Genomic DNA, 21,717 nt, shown 5'->3' with positions numbered 1-21,717 from the left:
TCGCAAGCCCCGAGTGCTAATGCGCCGGGCCAATTTGCTGATTTGATTGATTTTTCATTCTCACCAGCCACTGCTAACAGGAGAGAACAATGGCAATTCGTCCTTTGCACGACCGTGTTGTAATCAAGCGCCTCGAGGCGGAAGAAAAGACGGCTTCCGGTATCGTTCTGCCGGGTGCGGCTGCCGAGAAGCCGGACATGGGCGAAGTGATCGCCGTGGGCAACGGCAAGATTCTGGAAAACGGCGAGCGCCGTCCGCTGGAGCTGAAGGTCGGCGACAAAGTGATCTTCGGCAAGTATTCCGGCCAGACCGTCAAGGTCGATGGCGATGAAGTCCTCGTGATGCGCGAGGAAGACGTTATGGGCATCGTTGAGTAATCCGTCCCCACAACCGACTGAATCAGATTCTGGAGAAGTAAAGAATGGCTGCTAAAGACGTAAAATTCGGTGATTCCGCTCGTGCCAAAATGGTTGCCGGTGTCAACATCCTGGCTGACGCCGTTAAAGTGACTCTGGGCCCGAAAGGCCGTAACGTGGTGCTGGACCGCTCCTTCGGCGCGCCGACCATCACCAAGGACGGCGTGTCCGTTGCCAAGGAAATCGAACTGAAGGACAAGTTCGAGAATATGGGCGCCCAGATGGTCAAGGAAGTGGCTTCCAAGACCTCCGACGTGGCCGGTGACGGTACCACCACCGCAACCGTGCTGGCACAAGCCATCGTGCAGGAAGGCATGAAGTTCGTTGCCGCCGGCATGAACCCGATGGACCTGAAGCGCGGCATCGACAAGGCTGTGGTGGCTCTGGTTGGCGAGCTGGCCAAGATCGCCAAGCCGTGCACCACCTCCAAGGAAATCGCCCAGGTGGGCTCGATTTCCGCCAACTCCGACCTGGATATCGGCCAGATCATCGCCGACGCCATGGAAAAAGTGGGCAAGGAAGGTGTGATCACCGTTGAAGACGGCAAGTCGCTCAGCAACGAGCTGGACGTGGTGGAAGGCATGCAGTTCGACCGCGGCTACCTGTCCCCGTACTTCATCAACAACCAGGAAAAGCAGATCGCCGCACTGGACAGCCCGTTCGTGCTGTTGTTCGACAAGAAGATCTCCAACATCCGCGACCTGCTGCCGGTGCTGGAGCAGGTAGCCAAGGCTAGCCGTCCGCTGCTGATCATCGCCGAAGACGTGGAAGGCGAAGCGCTGGCCACGCTGGTGGTGAACACCATCCGCGGCATCCTGAAAGTGGTGGCCGTCAAGGCTCCGGGCTTCGGCGATCGCCGCAAGGCCATGCTGCAGGATATCGCCATTCTGACCGGCGGTACCGTGATCGCCGAAGAAGTGGGTCTGACCCTGGAAAAAGTCTCCCTCGACATGCTGGGCCAGGCCAAGCGTATCGAAGTGGGCAAGGAAAACACCATCATCATCGACGGTGTGGGCGAGCACGCTGCCATCCAGGCCCGCGTTGGTGAAATCCGCCGCCAGATCGAAGAAGCCACTTCCGACTACGACCGTGAAAAGCTGCAAGAGCGCGTGGCCAAGCTGGCCGGCGGCGTTGCCGTGATCAAGGTTGGCGCGGCCACCGAAGTGGAAATGAAAGAGAAGAAGGCCCGTGTCGAAGACGCGCTGCACGCGACCCGTGCTGCTGTGGAAGAGGGCGTGGTGCCTGGCGGTGGCGTGGCCATCCTGCGCGCTCGCGCTACCCTGGAGTCGCTGGTGACCGACAACGCCGACCAGGACGCTGGTGTGAAGATCGTACTGAAGGCGATCGAAGCTCCGCTGCGTCAGATCGTTCAGAACGCCGGCGACGAGCCGTCGGTTGTCGTGAACAAGGTGCTGGAAGGCAAGGGCAACTTCGGTTACAACGCGGCCTCCGGCGAGTACGGCGACATGATCGAAATGGGCGTGCTGGATCCGGCCAAGGTGACTCGCACCGCGCTGCAACACGCCGCTTCGGTTTCCGGCCTGATGCTGACCACTGACTGCATGATCGCCGAACTGCCGGAAGACAAGCCGGCAGCTCCGATGGGCGGTATGGGCGGTATGGGCATGGACGGCATGATGTAAACCAGCCAGGTAGGGCGCAATCGCCGCGAAGCGCATTGTGCCGACCTGCGAAAAAACCCCGCAAACTTTGCGGGGTTTTTCTTTTTCTTCGGCCAACCTTGGCAAGGTTGGCCGAAGGTCATCTGGGCGCCCGCTTTCTGGCACAATCCGCCCATCGATCATCGGGAGAGATTCATGCAACTGAGCGAATTGCAGCGCGTGCTCGACGCGCAACTGGAACCCTGGCGTTTCAAGGATTATGCCCCCAACGGGCTGCAGGTCGAGGGACGGGCCGAAGTGCGCACCATCGTCACCGGGGTGACCGCGTCGCAGGCGCTGCTCGATGCCGCCATCTCACAGCAGGCCGACGCCATCCTGGTGCATCACGGCTATTTCTGGAAGAACGAAGACCCTCGCCTGGTCGGCATCAAGAAGCGCCGGCTGCAAACCCTGCTGGCACACGATATCAGCCTGTTGGCCTACCACCTGCCGCTCGATGCACATCTGGAGCTGGGTAATAACGCACAGCTCGCCAAGGAACTGGGTTGGCAGGTTGAGGGCCAATCCGGCGATCAGGGTCTGCTGTGGTTCGGCGCCGTGCCACAGCCGCAGCGGGCCGGCGATTTTGCCCGCGCAATCGGCACGCACCTGGGGCGTGAGGCGTTGCTGCTGGGGAGTCCGGATAAAGAGGTGCGCCGGGTGGCCTGGTGTACGGGCGGCGCGCAGGGTTACTTCGCCGATGCCATTGCGCTGGGAGTGGACGTTTTCGTCACCGGAGAGGTGTCGGAGCAGCAGCATCATATGGCGCTCGAATATGGCGTGGCGTTTGTTGCCGCGGGGCATCACGCGACCGAGCGTTATGGCATCCAGGCTCTGGGAGCGTGGCTCTCCAATAATCATGAAGTTAGTGTGGTTTTTGCCGATATCCCTAATCCTGTCTGATCTAGGTCAAAGGGAACTTCGGTAATTAATTTGCATCCGCCCTTCAAGTCCATGTGGGTATTCGGGTAAAATCGGCAGGATTTGAGCTCGGTTTCCACGTTTGAGGATGACTGTAATGAGTGAGCAACACGTCGATGCGGGGCGCCGTCGTTTCCTGACGGTAGCAACCAGCGCGGTTGGTGGTGTGGCGGTAGCCGGGGTGGCAACGCCGTTTCTGATGAGTTTCTTCCCGTCCGAGAGGGCCAAGGCTGCCGGTGCGCCGGTCGAGGTCGATATTGGCAAGTTGGAGCCGGGCCAGAAGATCAACGTCGAATGGCGCGGTAAGCCGGTGTGGGTGTTGTCGCGCACTCCGGAAATGGTGAAGAACCTCGCCAAGAACGACGACAAACTGGTCGACCCCAAGTCGGAAGTCGAACAGCAGCCGGAGTACTGCAAGAACGAGTACCGTTCGATCAAGCCGGAACTGCTGGTGGCCGTGGGCATCTGCACCCACTTGGGCTGTTCTCCGACCTACCGTCCCGACCTCGCTCCGGCCGACCTCGGCCCGGAATGGCTCGGCGGTTTCTATTGCCCCTGTCATGGCTCGAAGTTCGACCTGGCGGCACGGGTTTTCAAAGGGGTGCCGGCACCGAAGAACCTGGAAATCCCGCCGCACAAGTATCTGTCCGATAGCCGCCTATTGATTGGCGCCGACAAATAAGCTGAGGGCGAAAAATGAGCAAAGGACAAAGCATCCTGAACTGGATCGACGAGCGCTTCCCGCTGTCATCCACCATGAAGGCGCATATCACCGAGTACTACGCGCCCAAGAACTTCAACTTCTGGTACTTCTTTGGCAGCCTGGCGATGCTGGTACTGGTGATCCAGATCGTCACCGGCATCTTCCTCACCATGAACTACAAGCCGGATGCCGCGACGGCTTTCCTGTCCGTCGAGTACATCATGCGCGACGTGGCTGGGGGCTGGATCATCCGCTACATGCACTCCACCGGTGCCTCGATGTTCTTCGTCGTGGTGTACCTGCACATGTTCCGCGGTCTGATCTACGGTTCGTACAAGCAGCCGCGTGAACTGATCTGGGTGTTTGGTACCCTGATTTTCCTGTGTCTGATGGCTGAAGCCTTCATGGGCTACCTGTTGCCGTGGGGCCAGATGTCGTTCTGGGGCGCCCAGGTGATCGTGAACCTGTTCGGTTCGATCCCGGTCATCGGCCCGGATCTGTCGGTATGGATCCGTGGCGACTACGTGGTCTCCGACGCCACCCTGAACCGCTTCTTTGCACTGCACGTGATCGCGGTTCCGCTGGTGCTGCTGGCTCTGGTGGTAGCCCACTTGGTGGCGCTGCACGAAGTGGGTTCCAACAACCCGGATGGCGTCGAAATCAAGAAGAACAAGGATCCCAAAACGGGCATTCCGCTCGATGGTATTCCGTTCCACCCGTACTACACCGTCAAGGACGTGCTGGGTGTGGCTGTCTTCCTGATCGTCTTCTCCGCCATCGTGTTCTTTATGCCGGAGATGGGGGGCTACTTCCTCGAGCATCCGAACTTCGACCCGGCCGACCCGCTGAAGACCCCGCCGCACATCGCTCCGGTATGGTATTTCACGCCGTTCTACGCCATCCTGCGCGCCATTCCGTCCTTCCTGGGTACCCAGGTCTGGGGCGTGCTGGGCATGGGCGCAGCCGTGGTGCTGATCGCCTTCCTGCCGTGGCTGGACAAGTCGCCGGTGAAGTCGATTCGTTACCGTGGGCCGAAGTTCAAGTTCATGCTGGTGCTGTTCATCATCGCCTTCATCGGCCTGGGGATTCTGGGGGCGATGCCGACCACCAGCTCCCGCACCGTGATAGCTCAGGTGCTGTCCGCTGTCTACTTTGCCTTCTTCCTGGGCATGCCGATCTACACCAAGAACGATGTGGGCAGTGAACCGGTGCCGAGCCGCGTCACCGAGACTAATGCCAAGCGTCAGCTTCGCTTCCTGGTCCTGGTCGCCGTGACTGTCGTCGGTGCAGCGCTGTTTGCCATGAACGTGTAACGAGGGGGATGGACAACATGAAAACCAAAATCCGTCATCTGATCGCCGCTGCTGCGTTCATGCTGCCGTTGGGGGCCGCCGTGGCCTCCGAAGGGGGGCCTGCGCTGGAAAAGGCTCCGATCGATATCCATGATACCGAGTCGCTGCAGCGTGGCGCGCAGCTCTTTACCAACTACTGCCTGTCCTGCCATTCGGCCAGCGCCATGCGTTACAACCGTCTGGCGGATATCGGCCTGACCGAAGACCAGATCAAGGAAAACCTGCTGCCGCCGGATGCCAAGGTGGGTGACACCATGAGCATTGCCATGGGCAAGAAGGACGCCAAGGTCTGGCTCGGCGCCGCGCCGCCGGACCTGTCGGTGATCGCGCGCTCGCGCGGTGCCGACTACTTGTACGCCTACCTGCGCGGTTTCTACCGTGACGATACGCGTCCTACCGGCTGGAACAACCTGGTATTCGACAAAGTCGGCATGCCGCATGTGTTCTGGCAGTGGCAGGGTGATCAGGTGCTGAAGACGGTCAAGGGCGAGGGCGGCCACGAAGAGCATCAGCTCGAGCTGGTCAAGGCCGGTACCATGACCAAGCTGGAAAACGGCAAGGCCAATACCGTCGAATTCGACCGCCGCATGGCCGACCTGACCAACTATCTGGTGTACATGGGCGAACCGGCCCAGGTGAAGCGCCACCAGATCGGCTACGTTGTGCTGATGTTCCTGGGCCTGCTGCTGCTGCCGCTGGCCTACTTCCTGAAGAAGGAATACTGGAAAGACATTCACTGAGTCTGACGGTTGGCTGAAGACAAGGGCGGGTAAATCCCGCCCTTTTTCTTTTTCAAACAGGGGCTTAATGGCTAAAACTGGAAAAGCGTGGTGGCAAAATGGTAAACTTCACTATTGTTGCCAATCAGAAGGATGCGCTTTTAGCCATGATGACCTTGTACTCCGGTATCACCTGCCCGTTCAGCCAGCGTTGCCGCATCGTATTGTATGAAAAAGGGATGGATTTCGAGATCATTGATGTGGATGTCCACAACAAACCCGAAGATCTCGCGGTGATGAACCCGTACAACGAGGTGCCGGTCCTGGTCGAGCGCGATCTGATCCTGCACGAATCGAACATCATCAACGAATACATCGACGAGCGCTTCCCGCACCCGCAACTGATGCCGGCCGACCCGGTGATGCGCGCGCGTGCTCGCCTGTTCCTGTTCCGCTTCGAGCAGGAGCTGTTCTGCCACGTCAAGACGCTGGAAGCCGGTGCCACCGGCAAGGAAGCGACTAAGGCGCGTGAGGCGATTCGCGACGGCCTGATCATGATCGCACCGATCTTCGCCAAGCAGAAGTTCATGCTGGGCGACGAGTTCTCGATGATCGACGTGGCCATCGCTCCGCTGATGTGGCGCCTCGAGCACTACAATATCGACCTCGGCAAGAGTGCTGCGCCGATTCTCAAGTACGCCGAACGGATCTTCCAGCGCCAGTCCTTCATCGACTCGCTGACCCCGTCCGAAAAGGCCATGCGCAAGTAAGGGCAGTGATGAGCTCGTCTACCAAGCCTTACCTGATCCGGGCCCTGCACGAATGGTGCACCGATAATGGGCACACGCCGTATATCGTGGTGTGGGTCACCGAGCAGACCGCCGTGCCGCGCGAATTCGTCAAGAATAACGAAATCGTGCTCAATATCTCCCCGGCCGCGTGCCAGGCACTCAAGATCGACAACGATTGGATCTCGTTTTCGGCCCGCTTTGGCGGCGTTGCTCGCGAGATCTGGATTCCGGTCGCCAACGTCATGTCCATCTTTGCCCGGGAAACCGGGGAGGGGATGGGGTTCGAAGTCGAGGCCCCGCCGCTGATGGAAGAGTCGCCTGAATCGGCACCTGCCTTGAAACCGGTCGAAGGGTCGGGAGAATGCGTGGGATCGGAGGCGGAGCAGGCTCCACGCCCATCCGGCCGTCCCAGCTTGCGCGTCGTCAAGTAGGCTGTTTCTCCTCAAACAAAAAGCCAGCGCGATGCTGGCTTTTTGTTTGGTCGTTTTATCGGTGTTGTGGAATGCTGGCAAAAAAATGGGGCGCCGAAGCGCCCCCAAGTCCCTTACCACAACAAGACAACTTAATGATCTCTTGTATTACTCCACGCGTTCGCCGTGGAGCACCACGTCCAGCCCTTCGCGTTCTTCTTCATCGGTGACACGCAGGCCGATGACCACGTCGATGAGCTTCAGCAGCACGAAGCTGGCGACGCCACAGTAGACCGCGGTGACCACCACGCCAAGCGCCTGGGTGGCGAGGCTGCCGTCAACGCCGCCGATATCCTTCACCGCGAATACGCCGGTGAGCAGGGCGCCGACGATACCGCCAACACCGTGTACGCCGAAGGCATCGAGCGAGTCGTCATATTTCAGGGCGTGCTTCAGGCCGGTTGCGCCCCAGTAGCACACGAGGCCGGCGATGAGGCCGATGGCCAGAGCGCCCTTGGCATCCACGAAGCCTGCGGCCGGGGTGATGGCCACCAGGCCGGCCACGGCGCCGGAGGCGATACCCAGCACCGACGGCTTGCCCTTGGCAATCCACTCGGCGCCCATCCAGGCCAGTGCGGCCATGCCGGTCGCGATCTGGGTCACCATCATCGCCATGCCGGCGCGGCCATCGGCGGCGGCGGCGGAGCCGGCGTTGAAGCCGAACCAGCCAACCCACAGCATGGAGGCGCCAATCAGGGTCAGCACCAGGTTATGCGGGGCCATCGCTTCCTTGCCGAAGCCGACACGCTTGCCCAGGACCAAGGCTGCCACCAGGCCGGCGACACCGGCGTTGATGTGCACGACGGTACCGCCCGCAAAATCGAGGACGCCTTTATCGGCCATCCAGCCGCCCGGTGCCCATACCCAGTGGGCAACCGGCACGTAGACCAGCAGCGACCACAGGGCCATGAACACCATCATGGCGGAAAACTTCATCCGTTCAGCAAAGGCACCGGTAATCAGGGCCGGAGTGATGATGAAGAAGGTCATCTGGAACATCATGAAGACCGGTTCCGGAATGGTCGGGGCCAGCGGGTGGACGGTCAGTTTGCCGCCATCCTTCAGATAAGTCAGCCCTTCCATCAGGACGCGATCGAAACCGCCGATCAGGGAATTGCCGGGGGAGAAGGTCAGGCTGTAGCCAATGACGGTCCACAGCACGGTCATCAGGGCGCAGATCGCGAAGCTCTGCATCAGCGTCGCCAGTACGTTCTTCTTGCGGACCATGCCGCCATAGAACAGGGCAAGACCCGGGATGGTCATGAACAGCACCAGTGCCGTCGAGGTCATCATCCAGGCCGTATCGCCACCACTGATGGTGGAGGCAGCAACCAGGGTCGGTTCGCCTGCGGCCAGTGCCGGCAGGGAGGAGACGAGGGCAAGAGCGCCCAGTGTGGCCACATTGCTTTTCATTGGCATTCCCCTTCAGTTCCCGTTATGGAATTTAGACGGCATCGGCACCGGTTTCGCCGGTACGAATGCGAACGACTTGCTGCAGGTCGAACACGAAGATCTTGCCATCGCCGATCTTGCCGGTCCGGGCGGACTTCTCGATGGCTTCCACTACCTGGTCCAGCAGGGCGTCATCGATGGCGATCTCCAGTTTCACCTTAGGCAAGAAGTCGACGACGTATTCTGCGCCGCGATACAGCTCGGTATGGCCTTTCTGGCGTCCGAAGCCTTTCACCTCGGTCACGGTAATGCCCTGAACTCCGATGGACGAGAGGCCTTCACGCACTTCGTCAAGCTTGAACGGCTTGATAATCGCAGTGACCAGTTTCATGTGCATTCCTTTCTGACGTATCCGAATCGTTTTTTACTGCTGTGCTGTGATTAAGCAGGTTTCGTGCCAGTGCATGTCGTCCGCCCCACATAGCACAATGGCGGCACCGTCGCGGGCGGAAAGCGGGCATCCGTTGCACCTTGGCACCGTCTTGGCGCGATTGACGTTCGGTGACTGCACCAATGCTGTGCGGCTGCCCGGCGCTGCAGCAGCAAATCCTTTTTGCTACACTCAAGCCTGTGCAACATGACGAAGTCAAGGAGGCCCCAGATGCTGAGCCAGAAATTGTTTGAAGAAATCACCACCAAGATCAGTGACACCATTGCCGCCAGCCCGGTGAAGGATGTCGAGAAGAATGTCAAAGCCATGATGGCTTCCACTTTCTCGCGCCTGGACCTGGTTACCCGCGAAGAATTCGACGTCCAGCAGGAGGTGCTGCTGCGTACTCGTGAAAAGCTGGAGCGGCTGGAGGCTCGCCTGGCCACTCTGGAAGCGGCGGTATTCCCCGATAAGGCCGCAGAGCAGGTCGATACCCAGGCCACGCTGGGTCATTCCTGATTTCTAGCCGATGACGTTGGCCATCGTTCATAGCCGGGCCTTGTCCGGTATGGAGGCTTCCGAAGTCTCTGTCGAGGTGCACATGGCCAATGGCCTGCCGGCGTTCGCCATCGTGGGTCTGCCCGACACCGAGGTAAAGGAAAGTCGCGACCGGGTCCGGGCCGCCATCCTGACCTCGGGGTTTACCTTCCCAGCGCGGAAGATCACGGTGAATCTGGCTCCCGCCGATTTACCCAAAGATTCGGGGCGCTTCGATCTGCCGATTGCGCTTGGCATTCTGGTGGCGTCCGGACAGGTGAAGGGGGACGCGCTTGGCCACTATGAATTCGCCGGGGAGCTTGCGCTGAGCGGCCAACTGCGCGCCGTTCGAGGGGGTTTGGCGATGACTTGTCATGCCCGGCGTGCCGGGCGTGCCTTTGTGTTACCGCAGCAAAGTGCCGCCGAGGCCGCCTTGGTCGCCGATGCCACGGTGTATTCGGCGACGACGCTGCTGGAGGTTTGCGCCCATCTCAATGGCTTGCAGCTCTTGCCGCGAGCTCAGGCGGAGAGTGTACTCACCACTATCGGCTATCCTGATCTGGCCGATGTCAAAGGGCAGGGGGCTGCGCGCGAGGCGCTGGAGATCGCCGCCGCGGGCGGGCACAGCTTGCTGCTGATTGGCCCTCCGGGGACGGGGAAGTCGATGCTGGCTAGCCGCTTGCCTGGGCTGCTGCCGCCGATGCAGGATGACGAGGCGCTGGAGGCGGCGGCGGTGCAGTCGCTCGGGTCGCAGGGGTTTTCCGCCGAGGCCTGGCGGGCCAGGCCATTCAGAGCACCGCACCACACCGCTTCCGCCGTGGCCATGGTGGGAGGGGGCTCCGAGCCACGTCCGGGAGAGGTCAGTCTGGCGCATCGAGGGGTGCTCTTCCTGGACGAACTGCCGGAGTTTGATCGTCGCGTGCTTGAGGTCCTGCGTGAACCTTTGGAGAATGGCGTGATCCATATCTCCCGTGCGGCCCGCCAGGCGACGTTTCCAGCCCGATTTCAGCTCGTGGCGGCGATGAATCCCTGCCCATGCGGTTATCTCGGGCATCGTTCCGGGCGTTGCCAGTGCACGCCGGAGCAGGTTGCACGTTATCGCGGTAAAATCTCCGGCCCTTTGCTGGACCGGATCGACATGCACATCGAGATGCCGACCCTGTCGCCGGACGAGCTATCGGGCCAAGGGCAAGGCGAAACGAGTGCGGCGGTGCGCGAGAGGGTGATTTCGGCGCGCCGGATCCAGTTGGCGCGGCAGGGGAAGGCGAATGCGGACCTTTCCGGGGCCGAGCTGGATCGGTATGGGTTGGTCGAAGCGTCGGCGCAGCAGACACTGCTTCAGGCGGTCGAGCGGCTGCACCTCTCCGCTCGCAGCTATCATCGCATTCTGCGTGTGGCCCGAACCATTGCCGACTTGAAGGGCGCGGAACGGATATCGCGCCAGGAAGTGTTGCAGGCGGTACAACTGCGACGTGCCGGGCTGCCAAATAGTTGAGCTTTTCCCCGGTCCGTCTTAATTATTGGATAATGTGGCGATTGCATGATGCAAGCTAGCGCCCATGGGTAATATTGATTTGAAACATTCTTCACGTTCTTCCTCTTCGCGCCGCAACTCATCGGGAGCCGCGCGCAGTGGCGGTGGTGGTCTGATGGCGGGCATCGTCATTGGGCTGATCGTCGGGGTGGCCGTCGCCATCGGCTTGGCCATGTATCTCAATCGTTCAGCGACGCCCTTTGCAACGGCAACGAAGTCGACACCGAAGCCTGCCGCCCAGGTGCCTGAGCCGACTTTGCTGTCGCCTGGAAGCAAGATAGCCGAGTTGCCTGCCACGCCGTCATCGGCGCCGGCCGCACAGGCTACCGCACCTGCGATACCGGCGACTCCCCCTGCTCCTGTGGCCCCGCCGGCCGCCAAGCCCAGCGTCCCGGCCAAGAGCCAGGATGAGCAACGTTTCGATTTTTACAAGATTCTGCCGGGGCAGCTTGATGCCGTTCCGGGCGAGGGGGGAAAGCACGCCAAGGGCGGGGAACCTTCCGCTTCTGCTGCTGTTCCTAAGTCTTATTTGCAAGTAGGCGCATTCCAGAATGAAGACGAGGCGGATAACCTGAAGGCCCGCTTGGCCATGCTCGGTGTCGAGGCCTCGATACAGTCGGTCAATCTGCCCGACAAAGGTCTGGTGCACCGTGTCCGCGTCGGTCCGTTTACACGCCAGGAAGATCTGGACCGGGTGCGCGCTCAACTCAAGCAGGATGGCCTGACCGGTGCTGTGGTCAAGGCCGGTAATTGATTTCGACAAGGGGATGATATGAAAAAGTGGTTGCTTGCCGGTTTGATGCTGTTCAGCGCCTGGGCTAATGCGGCGATTGAGCAGGGCAAGGATTACACGGTATTGGCCAATCCGCAGCCAGTGGCAACGCCGGGCAAGGTGGAGGTCATCGAATTCTTTTCCTACCACTGCATCCACTGTTTTCATCTGGACCCGGCGTTGACGGCCTGGAGCAAGAAGCTGCCGGCCAATGTCAGCTTCCGCCGTGAGCAGATTGTCTGGAACAAGCAGATGGAGGGTCTGGCTCGATTGTTCGCGACCTTCAATGCCACTCGGACACTGGACAGGCTGCATGCCCCGGCGTTGAGCGCCATGGTGGAGAAAAAGATCAACCTGGCCGACGAGACGGAGATGAGCAAGTGGCTGGCGACCCAGTCAGGTATCGACACCAAGGCTTTCATGGCAACGTATAAGTCCTTCGGCATCAATGCCCAGGTGGCGCGAGCCAGCAAGATCACCCGTGACTACGGCATCGAGGGGACGCCAACCATCGTGGTTGCCGGCAAGTACGCGACCATGGCGGCCGAGCCGGCCCGCTTGCTGCAGGTAGTGGACGAGTTGATCGTCAAGGCGCAGCGGGAAGCGAAGAAATAAGGTAGTTAAGTTTGCATTAATCGAACAAAGGCAGCCTGGCTGCCTTTGTTTTTGCCTGATAACGACAATGGAAAGGTTGTACCGTGGATGTGCTGCTGCTAGCCAAGGCTTTACTGATGGGGGTCGTGGAAGGCCTGACGGAGTTTCTACCGATTTCGAGTACCGGCCACCTGATCGTGGCGGGTGACCTGATCAATTTCCATAGCGAGACCAGTGCGGTCTTCGAGGTGGTGATCCAGCTGGCAGCGATTTTGGCTGTGGTCTGGGAATACCGGGCTCGTTTCATCGGTGTGGCGGAAAATCTGGGGCGCGATGTTTCGGCCCAGCGCTTTGTGTTCAATTTGCTGCTGGCCTTTTTGCCCGCCGCCATCATTGGCTTTCTGTTCATCAAGGTCATCAAGCTCTACCTGTTCAACGCGGTGAGTGTGGCGTTGGCGTTTATTATTGGTGGCCTGGTGATCCTGTTGGTCGAGCGCGAGGAGCGTCGCGCCCAGGTGCATAGCGTCGACGCCATGACGGGGAGAGATGCTCTAAAGGTGGGGCTGGCGCAGGTATTTGCCTTGATTCCGGGAACCTCGCGTTCTGGTGCCACCATCATTGGCGGCATGTTGTTTGGCCTTGATCGGAAGGTGGCGACCGAGTTTTCCTTCTTTCTGGCGGTGCCGACCATGTTCGCGGCGACTATTTACGATGTGTACAAGCATCGCGCACTGTTTGCCTTGAGTGATGGCCCGGTATTTGCCGTGGGCTTTGTGGCCGCCTTCTTCAGTGCGTTTCTGGCGGTGCGCGGGCTGATCCGCTACGTCTCGGGACATAACTTCAATGCCTTCGCCTGGTACCGCATCGGCTTCGGCGTGTTGATCCTGCTGACCTGGAAAATGGGATGGGTGGACTGGGCGGCGTAGGCCGTGCCTTTTTTCTCATAAAGGCTTGACGCAGGTTCGGCTAGACGGTACTATGCATTTCTTCAGACGCGGGGTGGAGCAGTCTGGTAGCTCGTCGGGCTCATAACCCGAAGGTCGTAGGTTCAAATCCTGCCCCCGCAACCAAATTCAAAAAAGCCAGAACATGACGTTCTGGCTTTTTGCTATTCAGCACGCACCATGCGCGGTGCGCTCCCATGGGGCTTCCGCCTGGCTCCATTCGATTCGCGTCACTCTCCTTCATCGGCTTGGCTTTTCTACTTGGCTAGAGTGGAGACAGATGCTTGGCCATAAAAAACACGTCACCTTGTCGGGTGACGTGTTTTTTGGGGGGGCTCGGGCGATTTAGATGCGCTTGGCCAGTTCCACTGCCTTGCCGATATAGCTCGCCGGGGTCAGTTCCAGCAGGCGGGTTTTCTCCTGCTCCGGAATGTCCAGGCCCTTGATGAAGGCGGACAGGGTATCACGGGTGATGCCGTCCTTGCCGCGCGTCAGCTCCTTGAGCTGTTCGTACGGGTTGGCGATGCCATAACGGCGCATCACGGTCTGGATCGGTTCGGCCAGCAATTCCCAGCTGGAGTCCAGGTCCTCGGCCAGCGCGGTCGGGTTGATTTCCAGCTTGTTCAGGCCACGCAGGCAGGCATTGAAGCCGAGCAGGGTGTAGCCGAAGCCGACGCCCATGTTGCGTAGCACCGTGGAGTCGGTCAGGTCACGCTGCCAGCGCGAGATCGGCAACTTCTCGGCCATGAAGCCGAGCACGGCGTTGGCCATACCGAGGTTGCCTTCGGCGTTCTCGAAGTCGATCGGGTTGACTTTGTGTGGCATGGTCGAGCTGCCCACTTCGTCTTTCTTCACCTTCTGTTTGAAGAAGCCAAGCGAAATGTAGCCCCAGACGTCGCGATTGAGGTCGATCAGAATGGTGTTGACGCGGCCCATGGTCTGATACAGCTCGGCCATGTAGTCGTGCGGCTCGATCTGGATGGTGTAGGGGTTGAAGGTGAGGCCGAGGCCGGTCACGAAGCGGCCGCACAGGCTTTCCCAGTCAACGTTTGGATAGGCTACCTGGTGGGCGTTGTAGTTGCCGACGGCACCATTGATCTTGCCCAGAATCTCCTGCTTGACCAGCTGCTCGCGCTGGCGGCTCAGGCGATAGACCACGTTGGCCAGTTCTTTACCCATGGTCGACGGCGTGGCCGGCTGGCCGTGGGTGCGGCTCATCATCGGCACGGCGGCCAGTTCGTGCGCCAGGTTCTGCAGGCGTTGAATGACGCTGTCGAGGGCCGGCAGCACGACAGTATTGCGTGCCGTCTTCAGCATCAGAGCGTGGGACAGGTTGTTGATGTCTTCGGAGGTGCAGGCGAAGTGGATGAATTCGCTGGCGGCCATCACTTCCGGGTTGCCCGACAGGCGCTCTTTCAGCCAGTATTCGATGGCCTTCACGTCATGATTGGTACGAGCCTCGATGGCCTTGATTTCTTCGCCGTGCTCGACATTGAAATTGGCGATGACGTCGTCGATTTCGCGCAGGGTGGCTTCGGAGAACGGCTTGACCTCTTCGATGCCCGGTTCGGCGGCCAGCATTTTGAGCCACTCCAGCTCCACCTTGATACGGAATTTCATCAGGCCGTACTCGGAGAACAGGGCGCGCAGCGGTTCTGCCTGATTGGCGTAGCGGCCATCCAGGGGGCTCAGGGCGGTCAACGTGGTCAGATTCATGACGAGGTATTTCCAAACGTATGTGCCGGTTGCCCGGCGGTTTCAGTACAAAAGTAAAAGGTTGGCCGAAGGTCAGGCGCGCAGACGGCGTGCTACGCCTTCAGCCAGCCGGTCGGCGGCTTCCGGGTGAAAACGGAAGAACAGCTCCGGCTCTATCATTTCCAGCTCCATCACGGCGAGCCGGCCGTCGTTATCGCGGATGATGTCGACGCGGGCGTAAAGCACGTCGAATGGCACCGCGGCGACGGCCGCTTCGGCAAAGGTGATCTCCTCCTGGCTCGGCGCGTAGTCGTGCACCTGGCCGCCATGATCGTCCTGCACCCGGAAGTCGCCGCTCTTGGGCGTCTTACGGATGGCGTGGGTAAAGCGGCCGTCGATGATCATCAGGGAGGTTTCCCCGTGTTCCAGCACGTCGTGCTGGAACGGCTGCAGCATCATCGCCTCCTGCTCGATCAGTTCCCCGTAGCTGCATTCCAGCGCCGGGGTGTCGGTATGGCGGAAACGATAAGTATGCCGCGCCGCGCCCGAGATCACCGGTTTCAGGATCAGCTCGTCCCAGCCGCTGCTCTCGACAACGCTGAGTAGAGAACGTCTATCGCCCTTTTCAATGTAGAGCGTCGGGACGATGTTGATGTCTTTTTCTGCCAGCGCACCGAGATAATGCTTGTCGATGTTCCAGCGGATCAGAGCGGCGTCGTTAAACAGCCGGGTTTGGGTGCCGGTACGGGTCAACCATGGTGCAAATTCGGCGTAGCGGTCGAAATAGTCCCAAGTGGTGCGGAACAGTGCCGAACGTGTCCGGCTCCAATCCATGTCGGGATCGGCCCAGTCTCGCCGGGCGACGGCCAGCCCTTGTCGCTCCAGGGCCCGCAGTACCAAGTCGTCCTCGGCATGCAGTTGGCGCGTGTACCAATCGGCCTCGTTGGGGGCGAGGTAACGGCTTTCGGTCAGGACGACAACGTCGTAATGCATGGTAGGCTCCGTATTCTGCGGGGCTTACATGCCACCGGGCAGCATGCCCTTCATGCCGCGCATCATTTTCATCAGGCCTCCCTTGGAGGAGAACTGCTTCATCATCTTCTGGGTCTGCTCGAACTGGTTCAGCAGGCGATTGACTTCCTGCACCGTGACACCGGAACCTGCGGCGATGCGGCGCTTGCGGCTCGCCTTGAGCAACTCCGGCTTGCGGCGTTCTTCCGGGGTCATCGAGTTGATGATGCCCTCGATGCGGCGCATCGATTTTTCGGCTTCGGCTCCCTGCACGCCCTTAGCCATCTGGCCGAGCTGGCCGGGCATTTTTTCCAGCAGGTTGGCCATGCCGCCCATGTTCTTCATCTGCTGCATCTGCGCCTTGAAGTCCTCGAGGTCGAAACCCTTGCCCGACTTGAGCTTCTTGGCCATCTTGGCGGCTTCGTCCTGATCAATGCCTTTCTGTACTTCCTCGATCAGACTCAGCACGTCGCCCATGCCGAGAATGCGGCTGGCCATGCGCTCGGGGTGGAAGGGCTCGAGGCCGGTCAGCTTCTCGCCGACACCGATGAACTTGATCGGTTTGCCGGTGATGTGTCGTACCGAGAGGGCTGCGCCACCGCGGGCATCGCCGTCCATCTTGGTCAGGATCACGCCGGTCAGCGGCAGTGCCTCGTTGAAGGCCTGCGCGGTATTGACGGCATCCTGGCCCTGCATGGCGTCGACCACGAACAGGGTTTCGATCGGGTTGAGCGAGGCGTGCAGCGCCTTGATCTCCTGCATCATGGCGTCGTCGATCGCCAGGCGACCGGCGGTATCCACCATCAGCACGTCGAAGAAGTGGCGCTTGGCGTGGTCGACCGCGGCACGGGCGATGTCCACCGGCTTTTGCGTGCCGTCGGAGGGGAACCACTCCACGCCGATCTGTCCGGCCAGGGTTTTGAGCTGCTCGATTGCTGCCGGACGGTACACGTCGGCCGAAACCACCAGGACTTTCTTCTTCTGCGTTTCCTTCAGCAGTTTGGCGAGCTTGCCGACGGTGGTGGTTTTACCGGCGCCTTGCAGGCCTGCCATCAGGACGATGGCCGGCGGGACGGCGGCCAGGTTCAGCGCGTCGTTCTTTTCGCCCATGAGCTTGGTCAGCTCTTCGTTGACCACGCCGACCAGTGCCTGCCCCGGGGTCAGACTGCCCATGACCTCCTGGCCGAGTGCACGCTCCTTGACATGGTTGATGAAGGTTTTCACCACCGGCAGGGCAACGTCGGCCTCCAGCAAGGCCATGCGCACTTCGCGCATCGCATCCTGGATGTTGGAGTCGGTCAGGCGTGCCTGGCCGCGCAGGTTCTTGATGACGCCGGACAGGCGGTTGGTAAGGTTATCAAGCATGGGGCGTCCTTCTGCCTGCCAACGATGGGCAGCTTGGTGTAGACTTTCAAATTGTCTATTTTACACGACCCACCGGGCTTGCGCCCGGTTCACGAGTGCAATTACCTCATGACCAGTTTTCTGCTTGTCATCACCCTGCTTCTGATTCTGGCCTACGGTGCGTTTTCCTGGCATTTCATCGGCCACTGGCGCGGTGTCGGGATTCTGCCGCGTCATCCGCGTCGCGAGCATCTGCTGCTGGGGGTGCTGCTGTTGCTGCACGCCATGGCGGTGATGGGGCCGCTACGCGAGGGCGCGTTGTTGTCGCTCGGGGTCGGGCGGGCGTTGTCGGTGCTGGTGTGGCTGATGCTGCTGATCTACTGGACCTGCGGCTTTTTCTACCGTGTGGAAGGGCTGCAGCTGTTCATGATGCCGCTGGCGGTGGCCACGCTGGCTTTCAGCCTGCTGTTTCCTGGGGAGCATCTGCTGGGCGATCTGAGCAATCCGGCCTTGCTGTTGCACATTCTGGTGTCGATGCTGGCCTACAGCCTGCTCGCCATCGGTGCGCTGGTGGCGTTGTTGATGCTGGCGTTGGACAAGGCGTTGCATGACAAACGCTGGATCACGTTGGTGCGTCAGCTGCCCCCGCTGCTGTCGCTGGAAACCATGATGTTCCAAGTGCTGGGTGTGGGGTTTTTGCTACTGACGGCGAGCCTGTTCAGCGGCGTGGTGTTCTCCGAGGAGGTGTTTGGCAAGCCGGCGGCCTGGTCGCACAAGATCGTGTTTTCGATCATGGCGTGGGGGCTGTTTGGCGCGTTGCTGGTGGGGCGTAAGCTGTATGGCTGGCGCGGCAAGTTGGCAGTGCGCTGGACGCTGATCGGCTTCGTGGCGCTGATGTTCGCCTACGTCGGCAGCAAGGTGGTGCTCGAACTGGTTTTGCATCGCAGCTAATTATTCGTCATATTGACGGGGCGGGCTTCGCATTTGTTCACTCTAAGTAAGGAGTCGATATGAAAAAATTGCTGCTGATCCTCGCCAGTGTGCTGGCGTTCTGCTCCTCCGCCATGGCGGCCATCAACCTTAATACTGCAACGCAGCAGGAACTCGAATCGCTCAACGGTATCGGGCCGGCCAAGGCCAAGGCGATCATGGATTATCGGACCAAACAAGGGCCGTTCAAGACCGTCGACGAGCTGAAGAACGTGCCAGGCATCGGCGACAAGACGCTGGAAAAATTGCGCAAGGACATCGCCGTGTCGGGCAAGAGTGTCGCGCCGGCGGCGAAACCGGCGGCTCCGGCCAAAGCCGGCAGCAGCTCCGCCGTACCGGCCAAACCGGTGGCCAAGCCTGTGGCCAAACCGGTCGCACCGGCCAAGCCGTAACAGTTCGCTGACCTCACGCATAAACGCCCCGCTTGGGGCGTTTATGCTTTTGGGCGCAGCCCGAACAGCGCCAGGGCCTGTGTCCGCTGCTCGGCATGATCGACGATGGGCCGAGGATAATCGCGTCCCAATAGAAATCCGTCGGGCAACGTCTTGGCCTGCCACGGAGCGTGGATAGCCTGGTTATCGAGTGTGGCCAGTTCCGGCACATAGCGGCGGATGAACTTGCCTTCAGGGTCGAATTTCTGCGACTGCGTTACCGGATTGAAAATGCGGAACCAGGGCTGGGCATCGCAACCGGTGGAGGCGGCCCACTGCCAACCGCCATTGTTGGCGGCCAGGTCGTAGTCGATCAGCTTCTCGGCGAAATAGCGCTCTCCCCAACGCCAGTCAACCAGCAGATCCTTGACCAGGAAGCTCGCCGTCACCATGCGCAGCCGGTTGTGCATGTAGCTGCTGTGTTCGAGCTGCCTCATCGCGGCATCGACCAGCGGGTAGCCGGTGCGTCCGGTGCACCAGGCGGCGAACTGGGTTTCGTCGTTGGGGAAACCGAGCTGCCTGTACTCCGGTTTGAAACTTTCCTCCGCAACGTGCGGGTAGTGCCACAGTAATTGCTGATAGAACTCGCGCCAGATCAGCTCGTTCAACCAGGTCGTCGCCCCTGCGCTGCCTTGCTGCCAGGCAAACTGTGCCAATTGACGAATCGAGATGGTGCCAAAGCGCAGGTGAACCGACAGGTACGACACTCCCTTGACGGCGGGGAAGTCGCGCCATTGTTGGTAGTGTTCGATACGTTGGCCGAAATCGGCGAACAAGGCCGCGGCGCCCGACATGCCGGCGAGGATGCCCAGCCGGCCGAGCCCGGTATCGGTAAAGCCCAGGTCGGCCAGGCTGGGGAGCGGGGTTTCGGCCAACCTTGCCAGCCTGTCGAGGTGGCTGGTGCTCGGGTAGGCCTGCAGATAAAAGGGCGTGAGCTTTTTCAGCCAGGCATTCCGGTAGGGAGTGAATACGGTATAGGGCTTGCCGTTTCCAGTCAGCACTTCGTCCTGCTCGAAGATGACCTGGTCTTTCACCGTTTCCAGTTTCTTCCCAAGTTGAGATAGCCGGGCGGCGACCGCTTTATCGCGCTGGCAGGCGGCCGGTTCATAGTCGCGGCTGGCCCAGACCGTGCCGGCTCCGTGTTCCTGCGCCAAGACCGGGATGCAATCCACTGGCCGGCCGGATACGACGACCAGGTCACTGCCGAGGGCACGCAAATGCTCTTTCAGTTCCTCCAGAGAGTGCCATATGAAATCGATGCGGCGGTCCTGAGCGGGGAGGCGATCCAGGATGTCTCTGTCGAACACGAACACGCAGATGACGCATTCGCTGTGGCGCAAGGCGGCATGCAGCGCCGCGTGATCGTCAAGTCGCAGGTCGCGGCGGAACCAGCAGAGGGCAGTCGTGGTCATGGCTGGGTTCGGGTCAGTAGAGTGGCGTTATTTTGCGGTGTTTTAGGCGGTGGGGCATGGGGCGGCAACCTGCTCGGGAATGCATGGAGTGACTTTTTTGCAACAGTTTTTGTCATATCGCGTTATTGTGTCGCAAATTGACAACATCTCTTGTTTGTTGTTGTTTTCATAAAAAACAATGGCTTACGGTGTATTGTTGCAACTTGGTTGAAGCCTGTCCGGCGTGTTGACCACGCGGTTTTGTATTTTCGCAACGCCAGATTTATAGTCTCGACAGAAATCGCCGGAAATTATCGGTGGTGCAGAAATGTTCGGGCTGGCCTTCTTGTTAGCATGGCTGGCAGCCGGACAAACCCAACTGACTTAAAAGGAAGATCGCGATGAACAAAAAGCTGATCGCTGTTGCTCTGGCCGCCCTGCCGGTAGCCGCCATGGCCGACGTAACCCTGTACGGTACCATCGAAGCTGGTATCGAAAACGGCAAGACCTACGCTCAGAGCAGCGACCTTGTTGATGGAAAGCCTGTTGCCGGTCTGTTCCAGCGTAACGCTGATGGCAAGCTCAAGTCCGGCACCCGTATCGACGATACCGGCTCCCTGATCGGCTTCAAGGGCTCGGAAGATCTGGGCAACGGCCTGAAGGCCATCTGGCAGGTTGAGCAAGGCCTGAACATCGACGGCACCACGGGCCCGACCTCCGGTAACGGTTACGGCAACACCTTCGCCACCCGCGATTCCTTCGTCGGCCTGCAGGGTGACTTCGGTAAGGTGCGTATCGGTAAGCTGAGCACCTTCAACAACTCCGACATGGGTAACGCCGACAGCTGGATCTACGGTACCGGCGTGAACGGCCTGTACTACAGCTCGATCAACCTGCTGGACGGCCGCGTTAACAACGCCGTACGCTACGACTCTCCGGAGTTCGCCGGCTTCCGCGCTACCGCTCTGTACGGTGTGGATGAAACTCGCGCCCTCAATGCTGACGGCAACCGCACCAATCAGGCTGTGTGGAACCTCGGCCTGGGTTATCAGAACTCCGGTTTCTACGGTAACTTCGGTTACGTGGCCAAGAAAGACCAGGGCGCTGACAACAACAAGACCGATTACTACTGGCGTCTCGAAGGCGGCTACGCTGCCAACAACCTGAGCGTTGACCTGTACGGTGGTCGTCAGAAGTTCTACTCGGAAGACACCGAAGCCAAAGAAGCTGGTGTGACCGTTGGCTACACCATTGGCGCGCTGACTCCGAAGTTCTCCTACGGCCGTGTTTGGGACATTCGTGACATCTCGACCAACGAAAAGGTTGCCGACAACAAGATCAACCAGTACGTGATCGGTGTTGATTACGCTATGTCCAAGCGTACTACCTCTTACGTTTCCTTCGGCTCCGCTCATCACGAAGCTGATGATGCGCAAACCGAGCGCACCTTCGCGGTGGGCCTGAAGCACAAGTTCTAATCAGAGGCTTCGTCTGATTGGTAAAAAGGACTGCCTCGGCAGTCCTTTTTTTATTACTAGCGGGAAAACCACGTCCTATGGACGTGGTCATCGCCTAACTGGCTTCGCCTGTTAGAGCGTGAGCCTGCTCATGGAAGTACC

Annotated in this window: 22 protein-coding genes and 1 tRNA gene; 17 read left to right on the top strand and 6 right to left on the bottom strand. The window is 59.9% G+C overall.

From position 1 onward, the window contains the following. Positions 1 to 89: 89 nt before the first annotated feature. From groES to B9N72_RS19785, 8 genes are all read left to right on the top strand, one after another. Positions 90 to 377 carry a co-chaperone GroES gene (gene groES / locus B9N72_RS19820; protein ID WP_008952453.1) on the top strand — a complete coding sequence of 96 codons (288 nt, stop codon included), beginning with the start codon at positions 90 to 92 and terminating at the stop codon, positions 375 to 377. 44 nt (positions 378 to 421) lie between these two features. Continuing rightward, positions 422 to 2,059 carry a chaperonin GroEL gene (groL, locus tag B9N72_RS19815; RefSeq protein WP_085277897.1) on the top strand — a complete coding sequence of 546 codons (1,638 nt, stop codon included), beginning with the start codon at positions 422 to 424 and terminating at the stop codon, positions 2,057 to 2,059. Positions 2,060 to 2,233: 174 nt separating this feature from the next. Beyond that, entirely contained in the window at positions 2,234 to 2,980 is a 747-nt protein-coding gene (locus tag B9N72_RS19810; RefSeq protein ID WP_085277896.1) for a Nif3-like dinuclear metal center hexameric protein, read from the top strand. 115 nt (positions 2,981 to 3,095) lie between these two features. Then, entirely contained in the window at positions 3,096 to 3,680 is a 585-nt protein-coding gene (gene petA, locus B9N72_RS19805; RefSeq protein ID WP_085277895.1) for a ubiquinol-cytochrome c reductase iron-sulfur subunit, read from the top strand. 14 nt (positions 3,681 to 3,694) lie between these two features. Then, complete coding sequence (locus B9N72_RS19800; protein ID WP_085277894.1) at positions 3,695 to 5,014, top strand: cytochrome b; 1,320 nt, start codon at positions 3,695 to 3,697, stop codon at positions 5,012 to 5,014. A 17-nt stretch (positions 5,015 to 5,031) separates the two neighbouring features. Beyond that, on the top strand, positions 5,032 to 5,793 hold the full coding sequence (locus B9N72_RS19795; RefSeq protein ID WP_085277906.1) for a cytochrome c1: 762 nt from the start codon (positions 5,032 to 5,034) through the stop codon (positions 5,791 to 5,793). Positions 5,794 to 5,939: 146 nt separating this feature from the next. Then, positions 5,940 to 6,542 carry a glutathione S-transferase N-terminal domain-containing protein gene (locus B9N72_RS19790; protein ID WP_040652169.1) on the top strand — a complete coding sequence of 201 codons (603 nt, stop codon included), beginning with the start codon at positions 5,940 to 5,942 and terminating at the stop codon, positions 6,540 to 6,542. A gap of 8 nt (positions 6,543 to 6,550) precedes the next feature. Next, entirely contained in the window at positions 6,551 to 6,994 is a 444-nt protein-coding gene (locus B9N72_RS19785) for a ClpXP protease specificity-enhancing factor (RefSeq protein WP_085277893.1), read from the top strand. 147 nt (positions 6,995 to 7,141) lie between these two features. Here B9N72_RS19785 and B9N72_RS19780 read toward each other — a convergent pair whose 3' ends face one another. Continuing rightward, positions 7,142 to 8,446 carry an ammonium transporter gene (locus B9N72_RS19780; protein WP_085277892.1) on the bottom strand — a complete coding sequence of 435 codons (1,305 nt, stop codon included), beginning with the start codon at positions 8,444 to 8,446 and terminating at the stop codon, positions 7,142 to 7,144. A 31-nt stretch (positions 8,447 to 8,477) separates the two neighbouring features. Then, positions 8,478 to 8,816, bottom strand: a complete 339-nt coding sequence (gene glnK / locus B9N72_RS19775; protein ID WP_008952462.1) for a P-II family nitrogen regulator — start codon at positions 8,814 to 8,816, stop codon at positions 8,478 to 8,480. Between the two features lie 270 nt (positions 8,817 to 9,086). Here glnK and B9N72_RS19770 point away from each other — a divergent pair, with 270 nt between their 5' ends. The 6 genes from B9N72_RS19770 (at position 9,087) to B9N72_RS19745 (ending at position 13,362) form a co-directional block, all read left to right on the top strand. Beyond that, positions 9,087 to 9,374, top strand: coding sequence for an accessory factor UbiK family protein (locus B9N72_RS19770; protein ID WP_008952463.1), 288 nt, complete (start codon positions 9,087 to 9,089; stop codon positions 9,372 to 9,374). Between the two features lie 10 nt (positions 9,375 to 9,384). After that, entirely contained in the window at positions 9,385 to 10,887 is a 1,503-nt protein-coding gene (locus tag B9N72_RS19765; protein WP_085277891.1) for a YifB family Mg chelatase-like AAA ATPase, read from the top strand. A gap of 64 nt (positions 10,888 to 10,951) precedes the next feature. Further along, complete coding sequence (locus B9N72_RS19760; protein WP_085277890.1) at positions 10,952 to 11,680, top strand: SPOR domain-containing protein; 729 nt, start codon at positions 10,952 to 10,954, stop codon at positions 11,678 to 11,680. Positions 11,681 to 11,698: 18 nt separating this feature from the next. Next, positions 11,699 to 12,313: a thiol:disulfide interchange protein DsbA/DsbL gene (locus tag B9N72_RS19755; protein WP_085277889.1), complete on the top strand. Its 615-nt coding sequence runs from the start codon at positions 11,699 to 11,701 to the stop codon at positions 12,311 to 12,313. 83 nt (positions 12,314 to 12,396) lie between these two features. Then, complete coding sequence (locus B9N72_RS19750) at positions 12,397 to 13,218, top strand: undecaprenyl-diphosphate phosphatase (protein WP_085277888.1); 822 nt, start codon at positions 12,397 to 12,399, stop codon at positions 13,216 to 13,218. A gap of 67 nt (positions 13,219 to 13,285) precedes the next feature. Further along, positions 13,286 to 13,362: transfer RNA gene (locus tag B9N72_RS19745), tRNA-Met, on the top strand. Between the two features lie 219 nt (positions 13,363 to 13,581). Here the strand turns inward: B9N72_RS19745 and purB are convergent. The 3 genes from purB to ffh all read right to left on the bottom strand — a co-directional run bounded on the left by purB (position 13,582) and on the right by ffh (position 17,307). After that, complete coding sequence (gene purB, locus B9N72_RS19740) at positions 13,582 to 14,952, bottom strand: adenylosuccinate lyase (protein ID WP_085277887.1); 1,371 nt, start codon at positions 14,950 to 14,952, stop codon at positions 13,582 to 13,584. A gap of 72 nt (positions 14,953 to 15,024) precedes the next feature. After that, on the bottom strand, positions 15,025 to 15,924 hold the full coding sequence (locus tag B9N72_RS19735) for an ATP-grasp domain-containing protein (RefSeq protein ID WP_085277886.1): 900 nt from the start codon (positions 15,922 to 15,924) through the stop codon (positions 15,025 to 15,027). A 24-nt stretch (positions 15,925 to 15,948) separates the two neighbouring features. Further along, a complete protein-coding gene (ffh, locus tag B9N72_RS19730; protein ID WP_085277885.1) occupies positions 15,949 to 17,307 on the bottom strand; it encodes a signal recognition particle protein in 1,359 nt (452 codons plus the stop codon). A 108-nt stretch (positions 17,308 to 17,415) separates the two neighbouring features. Here ffh and B9N72_RS19725 point away from each other — a divergent pair, with 108 nt between their 5' ends. Both B9N72_RS19725 and B9N72_RS19720 read left to right on the top strand, forming a co-directional pair. Beyond that, positions 17,416 to 18,237: a cytochrome C assembly family protein gene (locus B9N72_RS19725; RefSeq protein ID WP_014088355.1), complete on the top strand. Its 822-nt coding sequence runs from the start codon at positions 17,416 to 17,418 to the stop codon at positions 18,235 to 18,237. 59 nt (positions 18,238 to 18,296) lie between these two features. Then, positions 18,297 to 18,668, top strand: a complete 372-nt coding sequence (locus B9N72_RS19720; protein WP_085277884.1) for a ComEA family DNA-binding protein — start codon at positions 18,297 to 18,299, stop codon at positions 18,666 to 18,668. 41 nt (positions 18,669 to 18,709) lie between these two features. Here the strand turns inward: B9N72_RS19720 and B9N72_RS19715 are convergent, their stop codons facing one another. Then, positions 18,710 to 20,119 carry a cryptochrome/photolyase family protein gene (locus B9N72_RS19715; RefSeq protein WP_085277883.1) on the bottom strand — a complete coding sequence of 470 codons (1,410 nt, stop codon included), beginning with the start codon at positions 20,117 to 20,119 and terminating at the stop codon, positions 18,710 to 18,712. Between the two features lie 380 nt (positions 20,120 to 20,499). On the opposite strand from B9N72_RS19715, the gene B9N72_RS19710 reads away from it, so the two are divergent. Then, positions 20,500 to 21,576, top strand: a complete 1,077-nt coding sequence (locus B9N72_RS19710; RefSeq protein WP_085277882.1) for a porin — start codon at positions 20,500 to 20,502, stop codon at positions 21,574 to 21,576. The last annotated feature ends 141 nt before the right edge of the window (positions 21,577 to 21,717 follow it).

The sequence above is a fragment of the Pseudogulbenkiania subflava DSM 22618 genome, from assembly GCF_900177275.1.
GTDB lineage: Bacteria > Pseudomonadota > Gammaproteobacteria > Burkholderiales > Chromobacteriaceae > Pseudogulbenkiania > Pseudogulbenkiania subflava.
This window is presented reverse-complemented; position numbering and strand designations above follow the sequence as displayed.

Bases quoted from the DNA above. Each gene is read 5' to 3' on its own strand.
- B9N72_RS19780 (WP_085277892.1), bottom strand. From the start codon at position 8,446: ATGAAAAGCAATGTGGCCACACTGGGCGCTCTTGCCCTCGTCTCCTCC.
- B9N72_RS19755 (WP_085277889.1), top strand. From the start codon at position 11,699: ATGAAAAAGTGGTTGCTTGCCGGTTTGATGCTGTTCAGCGCCTGGGCT.
- B9N72_RS19790 (WP_040652169.1), top strand. From the start codon at position 5,940: ATGATGACCTTGTACTCCGGTATCACCTGCCCGTTCAGCCAGCGTTGC.
- purB (WP_085277887.1), bottom strand. From the start codon at position 14,952: ATGAATCTGACCACGTTGACCGCCCTGAGCCCCCTGGATGGCCGCTAC.
- B9N72_RS19735 (WP_085277886.1), bottom strand. From the start codon at position 15,924: ATGCATTACGACGTTGTCGTCCTGACCGAAAGCCGTTACCTCGCCCCC.
- B9N72_RS19795 (WP_085277906.1), top strand. From the start codon at position 5,032: ATGAAAACCAAAATCCGTCATCTGATCGCCGCTGCTGCGTTCATGCTG.
- B9N72_RS19785 (WP_085277893.1), top strand. From the start codon at position 6,551: ATGAGCTCGTCTACCAAGCCTTACCTGATCCGGGCCCTGCACGAATGG.
- B9N72_RS19800 (WP_085277894.1), top strand. From the start codon at position 3,695: ATGAGCAAAGGACAAAGCATCCTGAACTGGATCGACGAGCGCTTCCCG.
- B9N72_RS19725 (WP_014088355.1), top strand. From the start codon at position 17,416: ATGACCAGTTTTCTGCTTGTCATCACCCTGCTTCTGATTCTGGCCTAC.
- groES (WP_008952453.1), top strand. From the start codon at position 90: ATGGCAATTCGTCCTTTGCACGACCGTGTTGTAATCAAGCGCCTCGAG.
- B9N72_RS19715 (WP_085277883.1), bottom strand. From the start codon at position 20,119: ATGACCACGACTGCCCTCTGCTGGTTCCGCCGCGACCTGCGACTTGAC.
- glnK (WP_008952462.1), bottom strand. From the start codon at position 8,816: ATGAAACTGGTCACTGCGATTATCAAGCCGTTCAAGCTTGACGAAGTG.
- B9N72_RS19765 (WP_085277891.1), top strand. From the start codon at position 9,385: ATGACGTTGGCCATCGTTCATAGCCGGGCCTTGTCCGGTATGGAGGCT.
- B9N72_RS19710 (WP_085277882.1), top strand. From the start codon at position 20,500: ATGAACAAAAAGCTGATCGCTGTTGCTCTGGCCGCCCTGCCGGTAGCC.
- ffh (WP_085277885.1), bottom strand. From the start codon at position 17,307: ATGCTTGATAACCTTACCAACCGCCTGTCCGGCGTCATCAAGAACCTG.
- petA (WP_085277895.1), top strand. From the start codon at position 3,096: ATGAGTGAGCAACACGTCGATGCGGGGCGCCGTCGTTTCCTGACGGTA.
- groL (WP_085277897.1), top strand. From the start codon at position 422: ATGGCTGCTAAAGACGTAAAATTCGGTGATTCCGCTCGTGCCAAAATG.
- B9N72_RS19760 (WP_085277890.1), top strand. From the start codon at position 10,952: ATGGGTAATATTGATTTGAAACATTCTTCACGTTCTTCCTCTTCGCGC.
- B9N72_RS19770 (WP_008952463.1), top strand. From the start codon at position 9,087: ATGCTGAGCCAGAAATTGTTTGAAGAAATCACCACCAAGATCAGTGAC.
- B9N72_RS19810 (WP_085277896.1), top strand. From the start codon at position 2,234: ATGCAACTGAGCGAATTGCAGCGCGTGCTCGACGCGCAACTGGAACCC.
- B9N72_RS19720 (WP_085277884.1), top strand. From the start codon at position 18,297: ATGAAAAAATTGCTGCTGATCCTCGCCAGTGTGCTGGCGTTCTGCTCC.